This window comes from Microcystis sp. LE19-10.1B (assembly GCF_027530565.1).
GTDB lineage: Bacteria > Cyanobacteriota > Cyanobacteriia > Cyanobacteriales > Microcystaceae > Microcystis > Microcystis aeruginosa.
The window spans coordinates 1-24,398 of the sequence record NZ_JAPZQM010000404.1 but is presented as its reverse complement, the minus strand read 5'-3'; the positions used below and the strand labels follow the sequence as shown (position 1 = coordinate 24,398).

Sequence of the window (24,398 nt, the reverse complement as noted above, 5' to 3'; positions counted from 1 at the left end):
AAGGCAGAAGGCAGCTTTTATTTATTATCCCCACACCCCACACCCCACACCCCACACCCCACACCCCACACCCCACACCCTACCCCCACGAAAAACTTTTTGCCGCAAACCCTACTTAAGGTTCGATACTGACAATCCAAGTCCCAACGTAGAGACGGACGGGAATATTGCCAGAGGCAATCACATCACAGGTAAAGTAATAAGTGCCTAATTCGGGATTTCTGACATTAGACATGACGATTTCAACTTTGCTGGTGGGATCGATCGCTTGTTCGGGGACAATTTGAATAATGCGACTATCCTTATCCCAAACCACTTCCTTTAAAGGTAAAGATTTGCCGTTGGTGCGTACCTCGATTTTATTAGTGTCAAACTGGCCGTTAAAATAATCGGGATAGGAAATAAAAAAAGCCGAGGCCCCTTGGGAGAGTTTTTTCGGGGGAATATAGAGTTTATAACGATCCATTTGCTTGGGACGACCACCAAATTGCAAGAAATAATCTAAGATATCCTTGCGATCGACTCCACTAAAAATGGTTAGGCCGGGGTTGCCATTGGCTAAAGTTATTTTTGGTAAAATAATCCCCGCACCCACAGCTAAAGATAGAGCAATTAAAGCGGGTGCCTTAGCATATTTAATTATTTTTGTCAAGAGTTTTAACATAAATTTTAACCCAAAGTGAGGGGGATGGTGACGGCCGCAAGGAGCCTAATACAGTTCAACTGTAACAAAACCCGATCGTTTCTTACCTAGACCTTTGCCAGTCCGATAAGTGTCTTGGTTAACGCTTCATCGCTCGCGCCATATCCCGTTGATCCTGACGACGTTTCAAATCTTCGCGTTTATCGTGTAATTTTTTGCCTCTACCGAGGCCAATGCTGATTTTTACCCAACTACCTTTAAAATACATCTTTAAAGGCACAAGAGTTAAGCCTTTCTGTTCCACTTGACCGATGAGTTTGCTGATTTCCTTTTTGTGCATCAACAATTTTCTCGTCCGGCGCGGATCGTGATTAAAATATTCGCTACTCTGTTCGTAGGGGGAAATATGAACATTAATTAACACCGCTTCACCATTGCGGACTAAAACGTAACCATCCCGCAGGTTTACCTTACCGGCACGCACGGATTTAACCTCGGTCCCCAGCAACTGCACCCCCGCTTCAAAAGTCTCTAAAATCTCGTAGAGATGGCGCGCTTGCCGGTTATCAGTGATAATTTTGATTTTGTCGTCTTGATTGGCCATATAGTCAACTGAAAAGTGAAAAGTAAAAAAGCGATTGGTAGAGGCAGTATCGGCTAATTATCTCGATTTTTCCATGTCCTTATCTTTATATCTTACTCGCTCTTTTGCTCTCTGGGGACTGACTGCTTGCCGCTCTTTGGTGATCACTGGCCTTGTCAGGGGGAACGAGAAGGGAGAAAATGAGAGCAGTGTTAAATTTTTATGAAGTTTGGTTCTGTGGACAAAATTCGTACTGTTTCCGATAGTAAGCGTGATTTTTATACTCGCCACACCCGCCCCATCAATTCGGTGTATCGGCGCGTGGTTGAGGAATTATTAGTCGAGATGCACCTGCTCTCCGTTAATGTAGATTTCCATTATGATCCAATTTATGCCCTTGGTGTGGTTACTTCTTTCGAGAAGTTCATGGAAGGCTATCGTCCGGGGGAGGATAAACCGAATATTTTTAATGCTTTGTGCCAAGCGGTTAACGGTAATCCCGAAGTCTATCGTCGTGATGCCGAAAATATGATCGCTATTGCCAAAGAAACTAATATTGATTCCTTGCTTTCCCAACTGCAAAACCCTGCTCTGGGTGGTAACAATCAGTTGTCTGATAGTTTAGTTTCGGTTATCAACGCGCCTAAGTTTAAGTATAGTCGCCTGTTTGCCATCGGTCTCTATACTATTTTGGCGGAAGCACAACCGGACATGATCAAGGAAAAAGAAAAACGCGAACAAATTTTGCAAAAGTTCTCAGAAATTCTCCGTCTCTCCAGCGAGAAACTGCAAAAAGACCTCGATGTTTATCGCGGTAATCTTGATAAAATGGATCAGCTGCTCAAGGTGATCGAAGATGCCCTAGAAGCAGAAAAGAAAAAACGTCAACAAAAAGAACAGGAAAAACAAACCACCCCGCAATAAAGGCTCTCAACCGGAAATTACCGCGTGCAGACAAGGGAATAGGGAACAGAAAAAGGATTAAATCGGCTCTCTTTCTTTACTGTTCCTTCTGACCTCGTTCTAAAATTAAGATCGGCAACCCTTAATATTTATCTCCCGTGACTAACTCCTCCATCACCGCACCCGTAACCGATATTTTGGCAAAAGCGCGGTCAGGGGCAAATTTATCGGCAAAAGAAGCGATTATCTTGCTAGAAACTACCGATAACCGTTTAATTGCCCAGATTCGGGAAACGGCCGACCTTTTGCGTCGTCAACAGGCAGGAGATACCGTCACCTACGTTATCAATCGCAACATTAACTTTAGTAACATTTGTGAGCAGCATTGCAGTTTTTGTGCATTCAGACGCGATGAAAATGAAGAAGGGGCCTTCTGGCTTAATTTAGAGGAAATTATCGCTAAAGCGGCGGATGCCGTCCGTCGTGGGGCGACGGAAATTTGTATGCAGGGAGGATTAAACCCAAAAGCCAAGATTAAGGGCAATTCCTTAGACTATTACCTCGAAATTGTTAAAAACCTGAAACAAGCCTTTCCTGACCTGCATTTACACGCTTTTTCGCCCCAAGAAGTCCAATTTATCGCTAGAGAAGATGGTTTAAGTTACGAAAAAGTTATCGCTTCTCTGCAAGAAGCAGGAGTCAATTCTCTCCCGGGGACGGCTGCCGAAGTGTTAGTGGATGAGGTAAGACGGGTAATTTGTCCAGAAAAAATCGATGCCGCCACTTGGTTAGAAATAGTCGGTACTGCCCATCGCTTGGGGTTACATACCACCAGTACCATGCTCTGCGGTCATATTGAAACCCCTAGCCAACAGGTGCAGCACCTCGAAAAAATTAGAAAACAGCAAGAAATCGCCCTAGAAAATAATTATCGGGCTAAAATCACCGAATTTATTTTATTGCCTTTTGTGGGACAATCGGCCCCCAAACCCCTGAGAAATCGAGTCGGACGAGATCAACCAATTTTAGCCGATACATTAAAATTAACAGCAGTGGCGCGGATTTATTTGGGCAATAGCATTAAAAATCATCAACCCAGTTGGGTAAAATTGGGCTTACAGGGGGCGACAGAAGCTTTAAACTGGGGTTGCAACGATCTCGGTGGCACTCTCATGGAAGAACATATTACCACTATGGCCGGGGCTGTGGGCGGTACTTGTTTGACCGTCGAGGAATTAGCAACGGCGATTAAATCCCTCGATCGCCCGGCCCGTCAACGGGATACAATCTATTAGAGTCTATTTAACCCGAATCCTGGATTAGCTGAAAGCTCGATCCGGGATTCAGGCTAAAACTTTCCTTCTCCCGTCCGACTGAAGTTAATTGAGTATTAAGAAGGTGCGCTATTGAGATAGTTATATTCTCCGACCTGATAGATCAAATTAGCTACGAGTCCTGTCCAACCTGTTTGATGGCTTGCTCCCAGTCCTTGACCCGTATCTCCGTGAAAATATTCGTAGAACAGTATTAAATCCTGACCATCAGGGGTTTTGAAAAGCTCACGAAGTTTTGGGTTATCTCCGTAAACTGGTCGTTTCCCTGACCAATCAGGCAGGAAAATCTTAATGAGTTTCTTAGATAGTTCAATTGAAACTTCTTCAAGGCTAATTTTGTGGTGCGATACTGAAGGACATAATACTCCAAAGTCTTTTTCTTTTAAACAGACATTGAAGTATTTATGAAACTTCTTCAGAGATTCAATAATCAGAAAATTCATGGGAAACCATACCGGACCACGCCAATTAGAATTTCCAGTATGTACAGGAGTTTTTGTTTCAGCAGGTTCGTATTTCATTTCAATTGGAAAAGGCTGCACATCTGGATTTGCCTTAATTTCAGGATGCCATACAATTTTTATCATACCATCCAATTGATACGGGTGTTCTTCATGAAATTTAGACAAAGATCGAATTCCATAATCACTTAAGAATTCCTTTTCGTCAAGAAGCTTATCAATGATATTTTGTAATTTCTTCTTGTTGACAATTGATAAAAATAAATCTAGGCACTCATGTAAATCTGATCGAATATCAACACATTCTTCTTCTCCCAGTAAATACTTGAATTCTTCCTCATTCCTAAACCTAGCAAAACAAGATTCTGGATTATAAAAGCTTGCTCTTAAATTCCTAGTTAAATCTGTTTCTGTTTCTTTCCCAAAAGTTTCCACAGTGAACAAAGGAACAATACCAAGAATGGAGCGATATTTTAGTGGTAATTCTAAGGAAAATTTTTCCAGAGAAATTTTCAAAACTTCATAGTAGAAGTTATCATTGCTATCCCAAAAAGCAACTTGATTTTTGTCAACAATTTCGTTTATTTCATGGACAATTAATATGAAGTTTTTCAGGAAATCTTTTGCAGAATTTTCACGCTCTTTTTGCTTCTCTACATCTAACTTAGTAACTATTGTCAACATATTCAAATAAAACATTGCTATCCAACTTGTGGCATCAATTTGTTCTATTGTGACTGTTTCTTGGGTGAGGAATTGATTTCGATCAACTATAGATATATTATCTAATCCTAAAAATCCAGCCTTAAAAACATATTTCTCTTTTGTTTCTCCTGATTGTTTAGGTAGCCTGTTATTTTTTAGCCACCAATCTAAAGTCTTTTGCAAATTATCAAAGATTAATTGCAAAAATTTTTGATCGCAAGGAGAGCCATATATGTCATGCTCTATTTCGTCAACTTTCAAAGCTGCCCAAGCAAGAATGGGAGGGTTTACTTCATCAAAACCAAATTCACAAGACGGAATTTGCCCATTATCTTTGCTGTACCATGATTGAGTAAAAAGCAATATTTGCTCTTTAGCAAAATCTGGATCGATTAAAGCAAGGGTAATCGCATGAAAAGCTGAATCCCAGACACAAAAATAAGGATATTCCCATTTATCTGGCATGGAAATTATATCTTCACCGTGCAAGTGAGTCCATTTCTTATTGCGGTCGTTATTTCTGATGTGTTCAGATGTTTTTCGTGGGGGATATATTTTATGCCACTTTCTGTCTTGATATGACCAATCTCCTTTGAGCCAATCTTGAACTATATAGTAATAAAATTGCTTGTTCCATAGCATTCCTGCAAATGCCTGTCGTTGAACTTGTCGTTCCTCATCTGAAATTGGAAAATCTGAAGGAGTAATAGCTTGATAAAATGCGTCAGTTTCTTCTTTGCGCTTGTCAAAAACCTTCTCAAAATCACTTCCAAAAGGATTAGCATCAGGTAGTTGATCTGGCGCAATATCTGTCAAGCGCAACCATATCACTTGAGGTTTATCAGCTTCAATAGTGAGGTTATAGTGAGCGGCTGCTTTTGTCCCTTTCTGTTCAGGGTTGACTTTATCTAGCTCTTGATTAACGACATAATTGTTGATTCCGTCCTTAACATATTTACTCGCATTAGGAGTATGGAAAATGCGTTCGTTGTTAGTTTCATTTTCAGTAAATAACAGAGGAGTATCTCCTTGACAATAGAGATAATAATCACCTAACTCACTATGATGGGCTTTAATAGTAGCTACATTATTGGCAACTTTCTGCAAACTTGGTTTTTGTTTTTCCCTTTCTGCATCTCCCAACCAAGACCAAGTGTTACGAAACCAGAGAGTAGGTAAAATATGTAGTGGATGAGCTTCAGAGCCTCGATTCCAAACAGTAATTTTAATTAAAATATCTTCAGGAGTCTTCTTGGCATATTCAATAACAACATCAAAGTAACTATTATTGTCAAAGCAACCTGTATCAATTAGCTCATATTCAGGGTGTTCCTCTCCTCGACTATACTTAGCATCTCCTCGTTTATTATTCTCTTGAATGAGCTTCTTATAAGGAAATTCATAAGGATACTTATACAATGCCTTCATATAAGAATGAGTGGGGTTATTATCTAGATAAAAGTAATATTCCTTGACATCTTCCATGTGATTTCCTTGATTAGGCCAGCTATCGAATCCTGTTAAACCAAAAAATCTTTCTTTGAGATGCTTTTCGGAATGCTGATCTTTTTCATTCCAAAGCTCATCTTCTTCATTCCAAAGGGTTAGGGCAAAACATAGACGCTGACGCTCATCAGAAATTCCCAATATTCCATCTTCTCCCCAACGGTAGGCACGAGAACGAGATTGCTCGTAATCAAAATATCTCCAAGCACTACCATCCTGACTATAATCTTCTCGGACAGTTGCCCATTGGCGATCGCTTAAATAGGGACCCCATTTTTTCCAAGGGATATTTTGTTCACGGACTTCTTGCAAGCGTTTGTATTCTTCAGTTTGTTTCCGAGCTTCTTGCAAGCGTTTGTATTCTTCAGTTTGTTTCCGAGCTTCTGCGAAGGAATTATCTTTTTGGGTATCTTGAGTTGTCAACATGACTTTTCTCCTTTATCTTCATTTTTTGTCCTGTACTTAGCTTTTTGCAGTCCTTATATTTTTTGTCCTGTACTTAGGTACTTGGTATGATAGTAATCAAGAATCTGTGTTGCCATTTCATCCGCTAATTCTCTTGGAGTACGGAGCGAAATAAACTTATTTAAAATGTTATTTTTTATCCATTCTGCCATGTAGTAAATCAATGTGTTGTCAAAGCCATCTGCTCTTTTCCAGTATCCATTTTTACAATTAAGTTCATAGATTTCTGCATAAGCTTTTCCAGCCTGTTCATAAATATCTGGTAGAGTAGATTCCCAAGTTGTTCCACTAAATAACCTCATATATATTTGGTTGATTTTACTTTGATATTCTCTAGACATGATCTTTAACTCCTTATGTATTTTTCGACGTTCTGATGTTCATACAATTTTGTAATGTACTGGCTAACAGTATCTTTCCATAAGAACCGAGATTTTTCTGCTTGCTGGCAAATTTCTTGCCATTGAGATGGATTATTAAGTTTGACTTCAATCGCTTTTAAACATCAGATCGAAAAGTTGGTAAGCTGAGTGGGGGTGTCTGACGTTGTGAATGGGAATAGTAGCATAAACCTGAGTGCCAAGCTCCAAAAGTGCTTTACATAACCAACTGCCTTTAAATCCCGAAGCTCCAGTCACCAGAACCTTTTTCCCAGACCACTGGTCTCCTAATAGTTGGGGGATAGGCGTTCCTTGCATGGCTATAACCTCCTTTTCTCTGAAAAAGTGTCTTATCAGGTTCTGACCTAATTCTATCGAGAAGCAAACTAAGTATAACTACTTAAGTAAAAAAACTTAATATAAATTGGGTTGGGGATAGGCCGAAACTCTGCTGCTATCCCAGCCAGTCAACCTGATTTTTTGGTGGAATTCATGGCAAAATCTTCTTAGCCTGAACTAACTTTAATCAAGCCCAACAATCTCCCCCTTGCCGGCAATCACTTCGCCGATTTGGTAGGCATTAATCCCAGAGGATTGTAGTTGATTAATAGTCAATTGCGCCAGATCCGATGGGACAATGATCACAAAACCGATACCCATATTAAAAGTATTGAACATGGCTTCGGAATTAACCGAACCCATCTGGGCTAACCAGTGAAAAATCGGCAAAACTGGCCAACTTTCGCGGTAAATCTGCACGGAATGCCCTTTACCTAAGCAGCGGGGCAAATTTTCCGGGATGCCACCCCCAGTAATGTGGGCCATGGCGTGAATATCTAACCCAGAGCGCAGAAGTTCTAGCACAGGTTTAACATAAAGTCTAGTGGGAGTTAACAAAACTTCACCTAAGCTAGAGCCGGCCAAAATTTCGGGGCAATCTTGCCAATTTAAGCCCTGGGTGTCGATAATCTTACGAACAAGACTAAAACCGTTACTGTGAACCCCACTACTGGCTAAACCGATAGCCACATCGCCGATTTGCACCTTACTGCCGTCGAGTAATTGACTTTTTTCGACAATACCGACGCAAAAACCCGCTAAATCGTACTCTCCCGCCGAATAAAACCCCGGCATCTCCGCCGTTTCCCCTCCCAAAAGAGTACAACCACTATCACGACAGGCCCTAGCGATTCCCGATACCACCGCTGCTAACTGTGACGCTTCCAGTTTACCGGTGGCCAGATAATCCAAGAAAAATAAAGGTTCGGCCCCAGAGGTTAAGACATCGTTGACGCACATGGCCACGAGGTCAATTCCCACCGTATCATGGCAATTGAGACTATGGGCAATTTTTAGCTTGGTTCCCACACCATCAGTTCCCGATACTAACACCGGTTGCCGATAACCGGAAGGTAACTGAAAATAGCCGCCAAAACCGCCTAAACCGCCGATAACTTCGGGACGGAAGGTACTTTCCACATTTTGGCGAATTTTCTCGACAAAAGCGCGTCCCGCTTCCACATCCACGCCCGCTTCTTTATAATCCATGCCCAATTGACCGATTGTATCTCTCAAATTTTACCCAGATTTCAGTCCCATGGGAATTATAAATTGTGAATTATGAATTGGGAAGTGGGGAGGAAAGGGTGCGCGAGACGGCCAAAATTGCTGCTTTGACTCGAAGGTGACAATCCGTCGTAACGCAGCACATCTCATCGACTGTGATTGGTGTGATTGTGTGATGGACTATGATTAAAGTAACCCAGCACCTATCATCGACTAAGTAGCCGGTTACAATTAAAGATAAGATACAAAGAATCAGAAGTCTGCGCCACTATCTAACAATTAATTGAGATTACTTAATTAGGAGTTTAGCAAAATGTCTAACGAAACGGTCACTTATTCCCTTGAGGCTGTCTTGACAAGGATTGAGGGGAAAATCGACTTTTTACAAAGAGATGTCAACGAGCGTTTAAACAAGCTAGAGATAGGACAATCAGAATTAAGAGGGGACATTAAAGCTTTAGATGAGCGACTAACCGCAGAAATTAAAGGGTTAACTGCAAGGGTCGCTGATCAAGAATTTACCAATCGGGGGATTCTGATAGCTTTGGTTGTTGCCATTTTAGGAGGAGCGGCCAAAATTTTTGGTTTTCTCCCCAATCCTTGACAGCGATCGCATAATGTTTGCAGAAATTAACGCCCAATTGAAACGGCTAAAAAATTAAACTACTTGATCGAATGTCTTTTCTGTCAATCTTCTTGGGGATATTTTTCCCAAAGATCCGTGATTTGGCGAAGACTTTGGAAGTTGCCATTACCGAGGATCAAATGATCTAGGAGAGGAATGGCTAGATAGGTGGCCCCCTGTAATAATTGTTCTGTGAGTAAAATATCGTCTTGACTAGGCACAAGTGACCCGGTGGGGTGATTATGGGCGATAATTAACTTAGTAGCTGATTGTTTAACCACTTCTCGAAAGATTTCTCGCGGATGTACCAGTGTTTCTGTGGCTGTGCCGATAGTAATCACTTTTAGTGCGATTAACTGATTTTTGACATCGAGTAAAATAACGGCGAAACGTTCCTGAGACTGATACATTAGTTCGTGTCCAAGAATAGCGGCAGCGGTATCGGGACTATCGATGACCATTTTTTCCGTCGGTCGTCGTTGAAAAGCTCGTTTTCCCAATTCGATCGCCGCTAGAATAGTAGTGGCCTTAGCCGGTCCAATGCCATGAATAGCGGTTAATTCATGGGGGTGAATATCCCTCAAAACGTCCAAGGGATCCCGGCGATATTTACTCAATTCGTTGAGAATATGCTGTCCTAAACCCACTGCCGAGAGTTTGCCTTTACCTTGACCTGTAGCCAGTAAAATCGCTAATAATTCGGCGTTACTGAGGTTTTTCGCCCCGACACTGATTAAACGTTCCCTTGGTCTTTCACTGACGGGAATATCGGCAATTCTTAAGCTGTAGGTCATGGAAGTGGCAAGCTACCGCGATAAAATTCCATCATACAATTTTAGTCAGTGCCTAGAGGGATTTGGTGGGTAAATCAAGGGAAAAAACTCTCCTTACCGATAGCGAATTCCCGCATCTTCGAGGCGCTGTAAAGCTTCCCCTAATCGCGGGATATCGGCGATTAAACTGACGCGCACATAACCTTCCCCTCCCTCTCCAAAAGCATTGCCCGGAGTGACAACGACACCGGTTTTTTGCAAAACGCTGAGGGCAAAATCCGTGGAAGTCATGCCGACGCTACAGGGGACCCAGAGATACATTGTCGCCTTAGAGGGGGGAATATCCCAACCTAATTGCGCCAAACCTTTGATGAAAAAATCTCGTCGCTGCCGGTATCTTTCCTGTACTTGTTTGACGTATTCATCCGGCAGTTGTAGGGCGGTTTCGGCCGCCTTTTGGATGACGGAAAAGATACCATAATCGAGATTGGTTTTCAGGGTGCGTAACCCTTGAATAATATCGGAATTGCCCACGACAAAACCGACGCGCCACCCAGCCATATTATAGGTTTTCGAGAGGGTATGAAATTCGACACTAATCTCTTTTGCCCCCGGAATTTCTAATAAACTGGTGGGCTGATAACCATCAAAACTTAATTCAGCATAACAGAGATCGTGGACGAGCATAATCTCATAGTGCTGGGCCCAGGCAACGATTTTCTCAAAAAATTCTCGGGGGGCAATGGCGGCGGTGGGGTTACTGGGATAGTTAAAATAGAGGATTTTCGCCTGTTTAGCCACATCTTCGGGGATAGAATCGATATCTATCAGCCAATCCTGTTCCGCTTTTAAGATGATCGGGTATAGCGTCGCCCCAGCAATCAAGGGACCGCGAAAATGGGCGGGATAGGCGGGACTGGGAACCAAGACCACATCGCCGGGGTTAACATAAGCTAAGGCCAGGTGGGATAGGCCCTCTTTGGAACCTAGCAGCGGTAAAGCTTCGTTATCGGGATTGAGTTCCACACCATAACAGCGATCATACCATTTAGCGATCGCCTCTCGGAAACTGGCGGTTCCTTCAAAGGGTGGATAACCGTGAAATTGGGGCGTTTCAAAAGCTTGAATGGCCGCTTCGATAACTGGACGCGGGGCAGCACCGTCCGGGTTGCCCATACCTAAATCGATTAAATCTAGTCCTTCTTTGCGGGCTAAGGCTTTTAATTCATCCAAGCGGGCGAAAACGTAGGGGGGTAAGGCACTTAATCGCTTGGCGCGGCTATTCGTCCAATCTACACTCATTACTTCTTGGCTTACTGATCGAGGTAATCTAACATTATGACACGAGTGTATGGCTAATTTAGCAGTCAGTTATTAAGCTGACTTCTTTGTGCCTCAATATTGCTAGAATTGCCTGACATCGGAGATGGAGAGCCAAACTAAGGTAATCTGATTAATAGAGGCTGAAAATTACTGATAGCCCCAGCATTACCCCCATTCTTCGCCATTATCGGCCGGTAAGTCCTGACTCCTCACTCCTCAATTCTTTTGTAAAATATGACTGCGATCGCTGTTCAGATAACTTCTATTTTACCCCCCGACACGACAGTTATTACCTGGCAACAAGTGCCAAAAGAGGAACAAGAAAGATTATCAAGGGCAATTAGGGGCAAAAGTCCTGAAATTATAGTTTATCCCGCTAATACAACCGCTTTATCCTCTCTGGTGCGTTTTACCAACGAAAATCGTCTGTCTTTACTGGCCTACGGTCAAGGCAGTAAATTAGATTGGGGTGGGTTAGTCGAGTCGCCCGATATTTTAGTCAGTACCCAAAATCTCAACCGGATTATTGACCATGCTAGGGGAGATTTAACTATAACCGTGCAAGCTGGGCTTAAACTAGCGGATTTACAGGCTTTTTTAGCTCCTAGCGGTCAATTTCTTCCTCTTGATCCCAGTTACGCCGATAATGCCACGATTGGCGGTATTATAGCCACAGCCGACGCGGGAACATGGCGGCAAAGATACGGTGGTGTCCGGGATCTGATCCTAGGATTCTCCTTTATCCGTCACGATGGCGAGATTGCTAAAGCTGGAGGGCGTGTGGTCAAGAATGTGGCGGGATACGACATGATGAAGCTATTTACGGGTTCCTACGGCACTTTAGGGATTATCGATCAAATTACCCTGCGACTGTATCCCGAAACCCCTAACTCAGAAACCCTGATCATCACTGGAAATAGCGAAAATATTAGCAAATTGAGTCAAGTTATTCGGCAATCGGCCTTAACTCCCACCGTGGCTGAATGTTTAAACCCAGGGATGACGCAAGCACTAGGATTAGGGGAAAAAGTCGCTTTACTGCTGCGTTTTCAAAGCATTCCCGAAAGTATTAGCGAACAATCGCAACAGGTGAGTTATTTAGGGCAACAGTTAGACTGTCAGACCAATTATTATCGGGATGAGGAAGAAATTTCTCTAGGGCAAAGATACCGAAAAACAATCGATAATTATGACCAAGAGGGCAATTTTTTCGGCAAAATAGGATTATTACCCAGCAATTTAGCTCTAGTGATCGACCAAATTAACGGACTAGCCTCGATTAATATTAGTAGTGGGGTGGGTAAAGTTATCTTAAAATCGGAGGAAAATCTTGACAAAATTCGCTCTTTATGCAGTGCCAATCAGGGTTATTTAACGGTGTTAACTGCGCCGCCATCGCTAAAAGAAAAAATTGAACCTTGGGGCTATACAGGTAACGCGATTACCATGATGAAAACCCTAAAAACTAAATTCGATCCTCACGGTATTTTTAGTCCTGAACGCTTTCTTAACAAAATCTAATTTAAAATCATGCAAACCTCCGAACATTCCGTTAACTTTCAAGAATTAATCGACCAAAAAAATCAAGGATTTGACCCCAAGAATCCCCCTGCCCAAGAATTAATCGATAGTTGTGTTCACTGTGGTTTTTGTCTATCTACCTGTCCCAGTTATCGAGTGATTGGCAAAGAAATGGACTCCCCCCGGGGCAGAATTTATCTGATGAATGCCATTAACAAAGGGGAAGCAGTTTTAGACGAAACCACTAGCCAACATTTTGATACTTGTTTAGGCTGTTTAGCCTGTGTTAGTACCTGTCCATCGGGAGTACAATACGATCAATTAATCGCCGCAGTTCGTCCGCAAGTGGAACGCAATCAACCCCGCAGTTTTAAAGATAAAATTATTCGTTTTCTGATTTTTAATCTCTTTCCCTATCCCGTCCGTCTCAAATTATTTTTACCTTTCCTCTGGTTATATCAAACCCTGGGATTACAAACCCTAGTCAGGAAATCGGGTATCTTAAAAATGCTCTTTCCCCGTCTAGCGGCGATGGAATCAATTTTACCCAAAATTACCCTGTCCTCTTTGTTTAAAAACTATGCCGATGTTATTCCCTCCCAAACTGAAAAACGCTATCGAGTGGGAGTAGTTTTAGGTTGTGTGCAGCGCCTCTTTTTCTCGCCGGTAAATGAAGCAACAGTGCGGGTTTTAACTGCCAATGGTTGCGAAGTGGTTATCCCAAAAACCCAGGGTTGTTGTGCCGCTTTACCCGCACATCAAGGACAGGAAAAACAAGCACAAAGTTTAGCCAGACAAATGATCGATAGTTTTGCAGAAACCGAGGTTGATTATATTATTATTAATGCGGCGGGTTGTGGTCATACTCTCAAGGAATATCATCATATTTTAGCCGATGATCCTGAATACAAAGATAAGGCTAAGGAGTTTGTGGCTAAAGTACGCGATGCCCAAGAATTTTTAGCCGCAGTGGGGTTAACTGCTGATTTATCCCCGATTACCGAGACAGAATTAACCCTAGTTTATCAAGATGCCTGTCATCTTTTACACGGACAAAAAATCTCCGTGCAACCACGGCAATTATTGCAAAAAATCCCCAATATTAACTTAAAAGAACCTATCGATGCGGCCTTGTGTTGTGGCAGTGCCGGAGTTTATAATATGCTACAGCCAGATACTGCCGATGAATTAGGTCAGCAGAAAGTACGCAATTTATTAAATACTGGGGCTGCGGTGATTGCTTCTCCTAATCCGGGTTGTTCCCTACAAATTAAAAAACATCTACAATTACAGGGAAAAGATACACCCGTTATTCATCCCATCGAATTATTAGATTATGCGATTCGCGGGCTGAAAATTTCCTAGTTCATCCCCGTTTAAAACAGAAAACGGGTTTCTTCAAGAAACCCGTTTTCTATTAGATATAGGTAGCCCAAGATTTTGCCCAGGCGAGAATTTCCTGAACTCGATCGAGGGTTGAAGATTCACAGTAGAGACGCAAAACCGGTTCTGTGCCACTAAAGCGAATTAACAACCAACTGCCATCTTCTAAACGGAATTTATAACCGTCCATAGTATTACAATCAGTCACTTGTTTACCGGCAATTTCCCTTAAGGGTTCCTTATCCAAAGCAGTAATTAACTGATTGCGAGCTTCCATATTAGCTAAGGGTAAATCAATGCGATCATACTCAGAATGAAAACCAGTTTTATCCTGTAATTGCGCGTAAAGATCGCTTAAATCTTGGCCCGATTCTACCACCGCTTCCAAAACGTATAAAGCTGATAATAAAGCATCCCGTTCGGGAATGTGAGTACCATAACCGACACCTCCCGACTCTTCCCCACCAATTAACACAGGAGTGGTCAACATTCGATCGGCGATATACTTATAACCGATCGGGGTTTCAAAGACCGATAAACCGTATAAACTGGCTAATTTGGGGATTAAATCGGAACCGCTCACCGTTTTGACAATTTCCCCTCTCATTCCCTTTTTGCCGGCTAAATGCTCGATTAAAATCGGGATGAGATTTTGGGTGCTTAAAAAATTCCCCCGACCATCGATCGCCGCTACTCGATCGCTATCCCCATCGAAGACCAAACCTACTCGCAAAGGGGCTAAATTTGCGCTGTGAGCCAGTTTATCGATGATTTCCCTCAAATTTCTCGGTAAAGGTTCCGGAGAGCCGCCACCGAACAAAGGATCGCGATTGCCGCGTAATTCCGTGATCCCCACCCCCAAAAGACGCTCTAAACCGGTAGCCGCCGCACCGTGCATGACATCGGAATAAACTTTTAGTTGTCCCGATTCGATCGCGTTGGCAATAGCGGCAATATTAACTTTTTGGCGTAAACCCTGACAATAACCTGACCACGGTTCAAAAGTGCTTAATTTACCTGGAGCTGCGTTAAATTGCGGCGGATTAGACAATAAAGCTTCAATTTGTTGGGTAATTTCCGGCGAGACAGAACCACCAAAATAACCTTTAACCTTCAAACCGAGATATTTAGCCGGGTTATGACTGGCGGTTAATACGATCGCACCGAGAGCATTTTCTGCTCGAGCTGCCCAACTAAAAGCGGGAGTCGGAGCGTAGGATTGGGAGAGAAGCACATCAAAACCGGCTTTTTGCAGCGATTCCGCCGCAGTTTGAGCAAAATCCTCCGCCATAAACCGCCGATCATAGCCGACGATCATCGTCCGCGAACCCGTGATCTGACCATAATTATCCGCTAAAACCTGAGCCGCCAAGGGAGCGAGCAGAGCGACTCGATCGAAAGTAAAATCGGCGGCGATAATCCCGCGCCAGCCATCGGTTCCAAATTTAATCGGGTTCACGGTGGTCATGATTTACGAACTACCCCTAAAATATCCATTTTCCCAATACTGTAACCCGCTCCGTAACCTCTGGAAACTCATTTTTCTCGATCATCGGTTTTTGCCGCCGAATCGAGCGCGCCGACTTCACTGGCTAATAATTTTTCCATTAACATTTGTAACTTCATCCGTTCTATATAGGGCCATCCCCCGGTTTCCTCGATATCCCGGAGTAATCCGTATAAGTCCTTACGGGTATTGGGTAAAGATGGCTCGAACATCTGCTCGCGAATTTGCCGATGTAAATTTTCTAAAGTTCGCAGCAACATTAACAAACCGTTACAATCTCCCTGCTGTTCTTGGGCGATCGCTGTCACCGTCGTTACAAGGGAATCTAGTTGGCTATCTAATTGGCTGTTATCTCCCGGCAATCGGCTATTCATGTTCCTATTTGAAAACAGTCACACCAATCATATCAGTCATCAGCTATCAGTTACTTAGAGCCTCCTGACTTGAAAGAGGGTGTGAGGAAGTGGGGAAGTGGGGTGTAGGGTGTGGGGTGTAGGGTGTGGGGTGTGGGGTGTGGGGAAGTGGGGAAGTGGGGAAGTGGGGAAGTGGGGAAGTGGGGTGTAGGGTGTGGGGTGTGGGGTGTGGGGAAGGAAACCTCTTTCATCTGTGGTGGTGAAAATTTTTTCATCGGGACTGACTCCTAAGCTAAGACGTATTTAAACTGCTTATTCTTCGATTAGCCGAATCTCCTCCAATCTCTTTACTGTTGCCTCTTGCCGGCTGACTCCCGTCTCCTGACTCCTATCTCCTGACTCCTATCTCCTGACTCCTATCCCCTGCCTGCCGTCCCCTGTCTCCCATCTTCTCAATGGTCACTGATCTTTGATAAACTGAGTTTCGGTGAATTGGCGCAACCGATTCGATAATTCATCAGGCTATGGATCAAGGGTAGTAATTGTAAAGATTGACAAAGAGAGGTTGACATAGATGAGATTTCGTGCCTTGTTAGTTGCCTTTTTAGCCTTGTGCTTAGGGGTGTTGACAGCTTGTAGCGACGCGCCTAGTGCCGTCCTGAATAGAAACGAGCTAACCTATGATGAAATTTTAAACACTGGATTAGCTAACAAATGTCCGCAGATTTCCGAGTTTACCCGGGGTACTCTCCCCTTAGAAAGCGGCGAAAGTTATGTGGTGACAGATTTATGTTTGGAACCCCAAGAATATTTTGTCAAGGGTGAACCCATTAATAAGCGGGAAGCAGCCACCTTTATCCCGGGTAAACTCTTAACCAGAGATACCACCAGTTTAGAACAGATGACAGCGACCTTAACCGTAGGTGAAGACGGTGTTTTAACCCTCAAGGAAGAAGACGGTATCGATTTCCAACCCATTACCGTACAATTACCCGGAGGTGAAAGAGTTCCCCTCTTCTTTACCATTAAAGGTTTCACTGGCAAAACCGAAGCCGGATTTAACTCGATTAACAGTTCCACGGATTTTGAAGGCGAATTTAAAGTTCCCTCCTATCGTGGCGCTGGTTTCTTAGATCCCAAAGGTCGGGGTGTGGTGACGGGTTATGATAATGCTGTCGCTTTACCCGCTAGTGCTGATAGTCAAGATTTCCAGCGTGCTAACGTCAAAGCGACGGAACTGGGTAAAGGTACTATGTCTTTACAGGTGACTAAAGTTGATGCTTCTACTGGCGAGTTTGCTGGTGTTTTTGAAAGTGAACAGCCTTCCGACACCGATTTAGGGGCAAAAGATGCTGAAGAAGTGAAAATTCGCGGCATTTTCTACGGTCGTCTCGAAGCTCGTGCCTAATTAATAAATTCAGAATTTCTGGAAATTAAGGCGAATTTCTCCCTAGAGAAGTTCGCTTTTTTTCGGCTCTCTTGGGGTTAAAATAAAGATTGACCTCGCCATGGAGGAAGAGTTGCTCATGCCCAAGAAGACGAACAAGAAAACGGAAGCCAAAAGTTACAACCATGGCGAGGAACATCCCCAGCGCCCCGATATTGGCACGGAACCCCACTTCAAGAAGAAAAAACCCCCTGTCACCTATTGTTATGATTCCTCCTTGTCCCCGGAGTTAAACTGGGATGAAAACCCCGCACGAGAAGAAGCTGAGGCCTTAATTGAGCAAATTCTCGCAGCCGAAGATTTAGAAACCGCCAAAATAGCAGCGCGTAAACTCAAGGCAATCGGTGAACCGTTTTTAAATTGGACAGGAAAGGCCGAAAGATTATCTTTTGAAGTGCCGACTTTACCCCTGTTTGTCCATATCACGAGGCTAGACTAGCTAAACTAACAGTTAGATTTGCCAGTTTTGAAATACAAGTACCTAAGCATCACTCGAAAGCGAAGCCTAGTCAATCTGTCAAATTACAGGTAATTTTAGCTGAAGAAGAAAATCCTCATACCGGGGTTAATCCTATCAGTTGGCTCCTCTTAACTAGCCTAGACATTAGTAGCTTTGAATCGGCGATAACCTGTGTGCGCTGGTACAGTTATCGCTGGTTGATAGAACGCTATCATTTTGTTTTAAAAAGTGGTTGTGGATTAGAAAAACGGCAATTAGAAACGGGTCGGAGAATTGAGATGGCCTTAGCTACCTATTCAATTTTAGCTTGGAGATTACTCTGGTTAACTTATCAAGCACGCTTACACGGAGAGGAGAGTTGTGAAAGTTTTTTGGAAGAACATGAATGGCAATCTTTGTGTGCCACTATTCATAAAAAGGGTCCGCCACCTGAAAAGCCGCCCTCCTTGGCCAGAAGCGGTCAGAATGATTGCTTCTCTTGGGGGGTTTTTAGGTAGAAAAGGCGACGGTGAACCTGGTGTTAAAACTATTTGGTTGGGACTGCGAAGGTTACATGATATCAGCCAGACTTGGAAACTATCTCATCAAATTAGTTCCCCCATAGAACCCCCTTGAGCCATCTGGCACACTTTTCTCTTTTTGTCAAATTTTATGTTAAGAAAGATGTGACTAATGGATAGGGGGGATCGAATCTAAAATCCATTTTTAATTTAATTATAACCAGCTATTTAGATACAGTAATAATTATCAATTCTGATCCCCCCGCCTATCGGCACCCCCCTTATCAAGGGGGGCAGGGGGGATCGAATCTAAAATCCATTTTTAATTTAATTATAACCAGCTATTTAGATACAGTAAAAATTATCAATTCTGATCCCCCCGCCTATCGGCACCCCCCTTATCAAGGGGGGCAGGGGGGATCGAATCTTTAAGGGCAGCAAATAAATAATTAGCTAAAGTTACTCCATCTACTCCTAATTCTGTCCTTTCTTTGGCTGCTAAAATGCCAGCTTGAGCGTGTAAATAAGCCGCTAATGCGGTTGCTTCCGGGGCATTATCCGGCATTTGGGTTAAGAATCCGCCGATTAATCCCGTTAAGACATCACCACTACCACCTCGCGCTAAAGCGGAGCTACTTTCGGGGATTATATACATTTTACCTTCCGGGGAGGCGATTATAGTTCTGGCTCCTTTTAATAAGATAATTGCACCACTTTGTTGAGATGCTTTTTGAGTGATATTAATCCTATCTTGAGAACCTGATAAGTTAGGAAATAAGCGTTTAAATTCTCCCCAATGAGGCGTTAAAATTGTCTTATTCTGACGAGATGATAATTTTTCTATGCCCAGTTGAGCCAAAATATTTAAAGCATCGGCATCGAGTATAATCGGTTTATCACTATCTAAAACCTGTTCGATAATAGCGGGATTTTCTGTAGTTAATCCAGGACCACAGGCGAGGACATGATAATTATTTAATTCTAGGGGAAGTTCGGCAATAGCTCCCGTGGCAGTTTCGGGACAATCGATAATTAATGCTTCTGGTAAATGACTAATTAATAAAGATTTAAGGGCAGCAGGAACAGCAATAGAAAGCATTCCTACACCACTACCTCGCGCTCCTAATCCGGCAAGAATTGCCCCCCCTGCATAACGACGAGAACCACAGATAATTAATAAATGTCCCTGCTGATATTTATGGGTAAGGAGAGGACGGGGTAAAGGTAAATAAGGGCGAATTAGATCGGGATTAACCCTCAGAATTGGCGGTGAATCTTGTAGAATTGTTTCTAGGTCAAGGGGACTAATTCCTATGTCAATTAACTCCACTTTACCCAGATAGGGTAAGGCCAAATCTTGGAAAAAAGCTCGCTTCCAGAGTCCCAAACAAAAGGTATGAGTGGCTTTAATTGCCGTGCCTAAAACCTCTCCGGTGTCGGTGTGAATTCCCGAAGCAATATCGATACTAATTACCGGTTTTTGCCAACTATTAATTTTATCGACTAATTCGGCAATCTCTCCCGATAAAGTCCTTTCTAAACCAAAACCGAAAAGACCATCGATAATTAACTGACAATCCTCTAAAGATTCTAAAGTTTTCTGAAAAATTAAGCCTAAATGCTTGACATAATTAGCCTGTTGTGCTGTTAAATCCTTGAGTTTGGCGATCGGACAAAAAAGAGATACTTGATAACCAGCGAGATGTAGTTCTCTAGCAATCACGAGAGCATCACCGCCATTGTGACCAGGGCCGACGATAACGCCGATTTTTGGGAAATTAGCCAAAGAATAGGACTTTTTAAGCTGTTGTGCCGTTAACAGGGCTGCCTTTTCCATCAAAGCGGCCACAGGCATACCAGAGGCAAAAATCGCCCCTTCAATGCGACGCATCTGCTCACTATTAACCACGTTTGACCGATAATTGTAGCTCATTCGGGGGATAAATTGCCTGTTAACAGGTCTAGATAACTTTTTTTCGGATTACGTTCACCTGATTATCGATTACAAGCCTGACATCGCTTTATCCAAGTTAATTGCTAACCTTAAAACAGTTAGTAAGCTGTCAAGCATTTAAATTGCTTGTTGAGACGGGGCAAGAGGCAAGAGGCAATAGTAAAGGGATTGGGGGAAATTCAGCTAATCTAAGGATAGGCGGTTAAGATGCGTCTTAGCTTAGTCGCTTAATTAGGGTTTGCGGCAAAAAGTTTTTCGTCGGGGCCGGGTGTGGGGTGTTGGGTGTAGGGTTTTACCCATTTTCAGACGGTCAATTACCTAATTTTCAGGGAAAAAGTCCCAGAATTTTCGCCCCGATCACTCTCAGCTGGCACTTTTTGAGGACAAAAAAGTCTAAAAGTCTTATCCAACAAGGTTTTTAGATTTATTCAGCCAACCCTAATTACTAAATTATTCTATCATAAAAAGAAATCCTCTCTCAGGTAAGAGCGGTAGTATGGCTTACTCGACACAGCAGTTAATTGAAATCCTCGAGCGAGAAATGCACGCCACTTGCAAGGGGGAACGTCTGTTACTCTCCCCGGCGGAGCGCATTGATAATCCAGTGATTGCCAAGGCGATCAATCTAGAAAAGGTGGGCAAAGTCTTCGCCTATCAGGATTTTCGCCGCCAAGTTCACGATTATCAACAACAATATCAGGTTTCGGGCATTATCTGGCGTGTTTGTCAATGGGGCGATCGCACTCTCCGTTATCCCGAAATTCATAATCAATTAGTTGCCGTGGCGGGTGACAAGGAAATTCTCATGGCTGCCAAAGCCTCGGTTTTAGAGTTTTGGAACAGTATCACCCCTAATATGAATTTTTGGTGGGCGCTTAACTCCCGTCGTCCCATTTCTGCCGATTATCTAGCCGAATTAGTCGCCCAGTCCGAATGGGCGGAATTAGATGTGGCGCGCACGGAATTATATCTCGGCCTCTGTTGGGGTAATCCTTTAGAACACCAGTATCAATGGGCGCAACCCTTTTCCGGTTGTCATCGCATTATCGCCGCCGTCGATGAACCTAGTTCGATTAAGGTCTGAGGGCGATTGATGTCTTGGGGTGTGGGGGTGTGGGGTGTGGGGTGTGGGGTGTGGGGTGTGGGGTGTGGGGTGTGGGGTGTGGGGTGTAGGGTGTGGGGTGTAGGGTGTGGGGTGTAGGGTGTGGGAAGAATAAATATAGTCATTTCAATTAAGATTGAGAATATCAATGCCAGAGTTCATAAGGGTTTAACTGGTCTAGAGTGTATCAGACTTATCTGAAATGACTATAAAAATAATCTCCTGACTCCTGACGACCGACTCCTGACGACCGACTCCTGACGACCGACTCCTGACGACCGACTCCTGACGACCGACTCCTAACCCCACCAACAAACTTTTTCAGCAAACCCTATTGTAAAGTTTTGTTAATTTTTCTGGGATTAGGGCATTTTGTAAAAATAGATACAGAATTGTATGTTATATATATTTAGTAGGTGATTAAAAAAGTTCGAAACACTATTTGCAGATCGGAGGAAATGATTATGTCCACAGAACAACAAGCTCGTGCCTTAATGATGCGTCACCACCACGCCGTTAAAAATCGTCAACAATCGATGTTAGGGAGAAGTGCTTCTGAAATCGGTATTGACAATGACAATGGCTACGGGGAAACCGTTCAACGTCGCTTCTCGGCCGACTTTTCTTCACAAACTTACGATCGCTCTGGTGTTACTCTCAGTTAGGGTCTGAGATTTCGCCAAAGTATCAGCTTTCAATCTTAGAATTAAGTGAACAATCAGCCCACACAAACCGAGATCGGAAGGTGTGGGCTTTCGGTTTTTAGAGATAGGGGTCAGTCCTGGGCCGATTACGGGGTTTCATCGGGATTTATGCCTAATTGCCGTAATTGCGCCGCTAAACGTTCCGCACGTTGACGTTCGCTTTCAGCCTGTTGATAGGCTGCCTGGGCGCGTTGACGTTCGATTTCAGCATTCTGACGTTCGATTTCGGCTAATTCCGCGGGTAGGAGAATTAAATTGCCGTCTAGGTCATAAAAACGTAGCCAAGGGGCTTCTTCTCGCTGGATGCTGCCCATCCAGACTCCTAACCATAATCCCAAACGTTGACACCATAACCAACCGCGGTGGTCGGGAATAATTTCTTGATAGCATTGATTTGGGTCTAAAGTCCAACCTTGCAGGGAAGTGGCATCAAAGGGATTATAAACGAAGTATTGGGAACAGCGAAAAGTCCGCTCATACAGGTCTTTTTTGGTAGTTAAATCGATTTTTGCGGTGCTTTCTGACATTAATTCCACGATCACATCGGGATAACGTCCGTTTTCGTTCCAAACCACCCATCCTTGTCGTTTATAACTACCATCGATATCGAGGACAACGAAAAAATCGGGGCCACGAAAATCTTTATTAAAAACCCGCTCACGGCTAAAGTAAATAAACATATTACCGCCAACAAAAAAGTCTTCTCGATCCTGATAGGCTTGTTCGATAGAATCGATTAAGACATTCATGGCCTTGCGGTGACGGTGCGTTTCCAAAGGTTCTCCATCATCAAAAATCAAGTCTTCCGGGGGAATGGGTGGTTCTTGCCAATCGATAACTGGAGGAGTGAGGGGTTGAGTCATTGGGGTTACGTCCGGGATAGAGATGGTTTTATTTTATTTGCAAGACGAGGCGATATTTAGGTTGTCCGGTTCGCAATTTTTCCATGGCTTCATTCACCTGGGAGATAGGATAGGTTTCTGTCACCGGTTCAATGCCATGGCGAGAGGCAAATTCGATCATTTTATTGATGGTACTGGGACTACCCAAAGGACTGCCAGAAATCGATTTTTGACCCATAATCAAGGGAAAAGCATAGGTATTCATGGGTTCAAGAACAGCCCCAACAATATGCAGACGACCTTTGGGACGTAAACAGGCGATATAAAGACCCCAATCGAGATTAACGTTAACGGTAGAGATGATGAAATCAAAGTAATTTTGTACCGATTGCAAAGCTTCGGGGTCTCTGGAATTGATAAAATGAGTCGCGCCTAATTCTTTTGCTTCTGTTTCTTTGTCGGGACTACTGGAAAAAGCGGTTACTTCGCAGCCCCAAGCTTTGAGGAATTTTAAGGCTATATGGCCCAATCCACCAATACCAATGACACCAACTCGCGCCGTGGGTTTAATATCAAATTGGACAATGGGATTAAAGACGGTTATACCACCACAAAAAAGCGGGCCAGCTTTGGCCGCATCTAACTGGTTCCCCAGGGGAACTAACCAACTATGATGGGCCCGGACTTTTTCAGCAAAACCGCCATGGCGACCGACGATAGTTCCTTCGGCAGTAGCACAAAGGTTTTGATCCCCTGACATACAAGTTTCACAGGTCGAACAGGAACGGGAAAACCAACCAAGACCGACTCTTTGCCCTATCTTTAATTCTTTGACTTTAGCACCGAGAGCGGCGATCGTACCGACCACTTCATGACCGGGGACAAAGGGATAGGTGGTCAGTCCCCAATCGTTATCGAGCATACTTAGGTCACTGTGGCAGATGCCGCAATATTCCACCGCGATTTCCACATCTTCATCCCCTAATATACCCGGATCGTAGTCAAAAGGCTCTAGTTTTCCCCCTTTTTCTCGGGCAGCATAGGCTCTAATCATGATTAAGTCCTCTAGAATGGGTTTATTGGTTATCTTATCCTAAATTGCTCTGATACTAAATCCAGTTATTAAAAACTGATTATCTATTCTCTCTTTTGCCTTTTGCCTTTTGCCTCTTGCCTTTTGCCTGTCCTGATATGTAGCCTATACTCAAAGGATTTAGTATAGACCTCTTGCAAAAGTCTTAAGTCGATCCTTGTACAGCAACATTTTTGAAGATTATCAACTACTAATAAATAATTAACTGAAAGTCCCTCCCATTATTGTTTCTATCGTTTGTTTTCGGATTTATGCAAGAGGTCTT

26 protein-coding genes and 1 pseudogene are annotated in these 24,398 nt (G+C 43.3%); 11 read left to right on the top strand and 16 right to left on the bottom strand.

The window, feature by feature from the left end:
- Positions 1–115 precede the first annotated feature (115 nt).
- Together O9332_RS14760 and smpB are read right to left on the bottom strand one after the other, a co-directional pair.
- Positions 116–664, bottom strand: coding sequence for a DUF2808 domain-containing protein (locus tag O9332_RS14760; protein ID WP_288026180.1), 549 nt, complete (start codon positions 662–664; stop codon positions 116–118).
- A 118-nt stretch (positions 665–782) separates the two neighbouring features.
- Entirely contained in the window at positions 783–1,247 is a 465-nt protein-coding gene (gene smpB / locus O9332_RS14755; RefSeq protein ID WP_002732921.1) for an SsrA-binding protein SmpB, read from the bottom strand.
- 216 nt (positions 1,248–1,463) lie between these two features.
- On the opposite strand from smpB, the gene psb29 reads away from it, so the two are divergent.
- A complete protein-coding gene (psb29, locus tag O9332_RS14750) occupies positions 1,464–2,150 on the top strand; it encodes a photosystem II biogenesis protein Psp29 (RefSeq protein WP_174718083.1) in 687 nt (228 codons plus the stop codon).
- 137 nt (positions 2,151–2,287) lie between these two features.
- On the top strand, positions 2,288–3,424 hold the full coding sequence (gene cofH / locus O9332_RS14745; RefSeq protein ID WP_288026178.1) for a 7,8-didemethyl-8-hydroxy-5-deazariboflavin synthase subunit CofH: 1,137 nt from the start codon (positions 2,288–2,290) through the stop codon (positions 3,422–3,424).
- A gap of 95 nt (positions 3,425–3,519) precedes the next feature.
- Here cofH and O9332_RS14740 read toward each other — a convergent pair whose 3' ends face one another.
- The 4 genes from O9332_RS14740 to purM form a co-directional block, all read right to left on the bottom strand.
- Positions 3,520–6,561 carry an MGH1-like glycoside hydrolase domain-containing protein gene (locus O9332_RS14740; RefSeq protein ID WP_288026176.1) on the bottom strand — a complete coding sequence of 1,014 codons (3,042 nt, stop codon included), beginning with the start codon at positions 6,559–6,561 and terminating at the stop codon, positions 3,520–3,522.
- Positions 6,562–6,614: 53 nt separating this feature from the next.
- On the bottom strand, positions 6,615–6,941 hold the full coding sequence (locus O9332_RS14735) for a hypothetical protein (protein WP_002790813.1): 327 nt from the start codon (positions 6,939–6,941) through the stop codon (positions 6,615–6,617).
- 147 nt (positions 6,942–7,088) lie between these two features.
- Complete coding sequence (locus O9332_RS14730; protein ID WP_012267053.1) at positions 7,089–7,298, bottom strand: NAD-dependent epimerase/dehydratase family protein; 210 nt, start codon at positions 7,296–7,298, stop codon at positions 7,089–7,091.
- Between the two features lie 204 nt (positions 7,299–7,502).
- Positions 7,503–8,528 (bottom strand): phosphoribosylformylglycinamidine cyclo-ligase, encoded by a 1,026-nt coding sequence (gene purM, locus O9332_RS14725; RefSeq protein WP_125732753.1) that lies wholly within the window; start codon positions 8,526–8,528, stop codon positions 7,503–7,505.
- Between the two features lie 331 nt (positions 8,529–8,859).
- Between purM and O9332_RS14720 the strand changes: the two genes are divergently transcribed.
- The gene (locus O9332_RS14720; RefSeq protein WP_072927055.1) at positions 8,860–9,150 is read left to right on the top strand and encodes a DUF4164 family protein; all 291 of its coding nucleotides are present in this window, start codon (positions 8,860–8,862) and stop codon (positions 9,148–9,150) included.
- Between the two features lie 83 nt (positions 9,151–9,233).
- Here the strand turns inward: O9332_RS14720 and radC are convergent, their stop codons facing one another.
- Together radC and O9332_RS14710 are read right to left on the bottom strand one after the other, a co-directional pair.
- Positions 9,234–9,965 (bottom strand): RadC family protein, encoded by a 732-nt coding sequence (gene radC, locus O9332_RS14715; RefSeq protein ID WP_002761042.1) that lies wholly within the window; start codon positions 9,963–9,965, stop codon positions 9,234–9,236.
- A gap of 93 nt (positions 9,966–10,058) precedes the next feature.
- Positions 10,059–11,246 carry an aspartate aminotransferase gene (locus O9332_RS14710; protein ID WP_288026171.1) on the bottom strand — a complete coding sequence of 396 codons (1,188 nt, stop codon included), beginning with the start codon at positions 11,244–11,246 and terminating at the stop codon, positions 10,059–10,061.
- Positions 11,247–11,501: 255 nt separating this feature from the next.
- Between O9332_RS14710 and O9332_RS14705 the strand changes: the two genes are divergently transcribed.
- Together O9332_RS14705 and O9332_RS14700 are read left to right on the top strand one after the other, a co-directional pair.
- Positions 11,502–12,788: an FAD-binding oxidoreductase gene (locus O9332_RS14705; RefSeq protein ID WP_002761039.1), complete on the top strand. Its 1,287-nt coding sequence runs from the start codon at positions 11,502–11,504 to the stop codon at positions 12,786–12,788.
- A 9-nt stretch (positions 12,789–12,797) separates the two neighbouring features.
- A complete protein-coding gene (locus O9332_RS14700; RefSeq protein ID WP_159292786.1) occupies positions 12,798–14,153 on the top strand; it encodes a (Fe-S)-binding protein in 1,356 nt (451 codons plus the stop codon).
- A gap of 52 nt (positions 14,154–14,205) precedes the next feature.
- Here the strand turns inward: O9332_RS14700 and O9332_RS14695 are convergent, their stop codons facing one another.
- The 3 genes from O9332_RS14695 to O9332_RS14685 form a co-directional block, all read right to left on the bottom strand.
- Positions 14,206–15,639 (bottom strand): phosphoglucomutase/phosphomannomutase family protein, encoded by a 1,434-nt coding sequence (locus O9332_RS14695; protein ID WP_002761035.1) that lies wholly within the window; start codon positions 15,637–15,639, stop codon positions 14,206–14,208.
- Positions 15,640–15,707: 68 nt separating this feature from the next.
- Positions 15,708–16,052 (bottom strand): hypothetical protein, encoded by a 345-nt coding sequence (locus O9332_RS14690; RefSeq protein ID WP_002761033.1) that lies wholly within the window; start codon positions 16,050–16,052, stop codon positions 15,708–15,710.
- A 50-nt stretch (positions 16,053–16,102) separates the two neighbouring features.
- Positions 16,103–16,306, bottom strand: a complete 204-nt coding sequence (locus O9332_RS14685; protein ID WP_196219853.1) for a hypothetical protein — start codon at positions 16,304–16,306, stop codon at positions 16,103–16,105.
- A 299-nt stretch (positions 16,307–16,605) separates the two neighbouring features.
- Between O9332_RS14685 and O9332_RS14680 the strand changes: the two genes are divergently transcribed.
- The 3 genes and pseudogenes from O9332_RS14680 to O9332_RS14670 all read left to right on the top strand — a co-directional run.
- On the top strand, positions 16,606–17,439 hold the full coding sequence (locus tag O9332_RS14680; RefSeq protein WP_002761031.1) for a photosystem II manganese-stabilizing polypeptide: 834 nt from the start codon (positions 16,606–16,608) through the stop codon (positions 17,437–17,439).
- Between the two features lie 118 nt (positions 17,440–17,557).
- Positions 17,558–17,917: a hypothetical protein gene (locus O9332_RS14675; protein ID WP_052276459.1), complete on the top strand. Its 360-nt coding sequence runs from the start codon at positions 17,558–17,560 to the stop codon at positions 17,915–17,917.
- Positions 17,896–18,553: pseudogene (locus tag O9332_RS14670) on the top strand (IS4 family transposase); the annotation flags it as partial. The gene O9332_RS14675 and the pseudogene O9332_RS14670, both read left to right, overlap by 22 nt.
- Positions 18,554–18,802: 249 nt before the next feature.
- On the opposite strand, the gene O9332_RS14665 reads toward O9332_RS14670, so the two are convergent.
- On the bottom strand, positions 18,803–20,371 hold the full coding sequence (locus O9332_RS14665) for an NAD(P)H-hydrate dehydratase (protein WP_288026166.1): 1,569 nt from the start codon (positions 20,369–20,371) through the stop codon (positions 18,803–18,805).
- Here O9332_RS14665 and O9332_RS14660 point away from each other — a divergent pair.
- Together O9332_RS14660 and O9332_RS14655 are read left to right on the top strand one after the other, a co-directional pair.
- Positions 20,370–20,513 carry a transposase gene (locus O9332_RS14660; protein WP_353851563.1) on the top strand — a complete coding sequence of 48 codons (144 nt, stop codon included), beginning with the start codon at positions 20,370–20,372 and terminating at the stop codon, positions 20,511–20,513. The genes O9332_RS14665 and O9332_RS14660 overlap by 2 nt on opposite strands.
- 375 nt (positions 20,514–20,888) lie before the next feature.
- Positions 20,889–21,476: a hypothetical protein gene (locus O9332_RS14655; protein ID WP_002758762.1), complete on the top strand. Its 588-nt coding sequence runs from the start codon at positions 20,889–20,891 to the stop codon at positions 21,474–21,476.
- Here O9332_RS14655 and O9332_RS14650 read toward each other — a convergent pair.
- Together O9332_RS14650 and O9332_RS14645 are read right to left on the bottom strand one after the other, a co-directional pair.
- Entirely contained in the window at positions 21,428–21,619 is a 192-nt protein-coding gene (locus O9332_RS14650; RefSeq protein WP_071825014.1) for a hypothetical protein, read from the bottom strand. The two genes, O9332_RS14655 and O9332_RS14650, sit on opposite strands and share 49 nt — an antisense overlap.
- A gap of 68 nt (positions 21,620–21,687) precedes the next feature.
- Entirely contained in the window at positions 21,688–21,822 is a 135-nt protein-coding gene (locus tag O9332_RS14645; RefSeq protein ID WP_288026164.1) for a hypothetical protein, read from the bottom strand.
- A gap of 136 nt (positions 21,823–21,958) precedes the next feature.
- Between O9332_RS14645 and gifA the strand changes: the two genes are divergently transcribed.
- A complete protein-coding gene (gifA, locus tag O9332_RS14640; protein WP_002758764.1) occupies positions 21,959–22,159 on the top strand; it encodes a glutamine synthetase inactivation factor IF7A in 201 nt (66 codons plus the stop codon).
- 125 nt (positions 22,160–22,284) lie between these two features.
- Here the strand turns inward: gifA and O9332_RS14635 are convergent, their stop codons facing one another.
- Together O9332_RS14635 and ahr are read right to left on the bottom strand one after the other, a co-directional pair.
- Entirely contained in the window at positions 22,285–23,061 is a 777-nt protein-coding gene (locus O9332_RS14635; RefSeq protein WP_002758766.1) for a Uma2 family endonuclease, read from the bottom strand.
- A gap of 28 nt (positions 23,062–23,089) precedes the next feature.
- Entirely contained in the window at positions 23,090–24,094 is a 1,005-nt protein-coding gene (ahr, locus tag O9332_RS14630; protein WP_002758768.1) for an NADPH-dependent aldehyde reductase Ahr, read from the bottom strand.
- Positions 24,095–24,398: the final 304 nt, after the last annotated feature.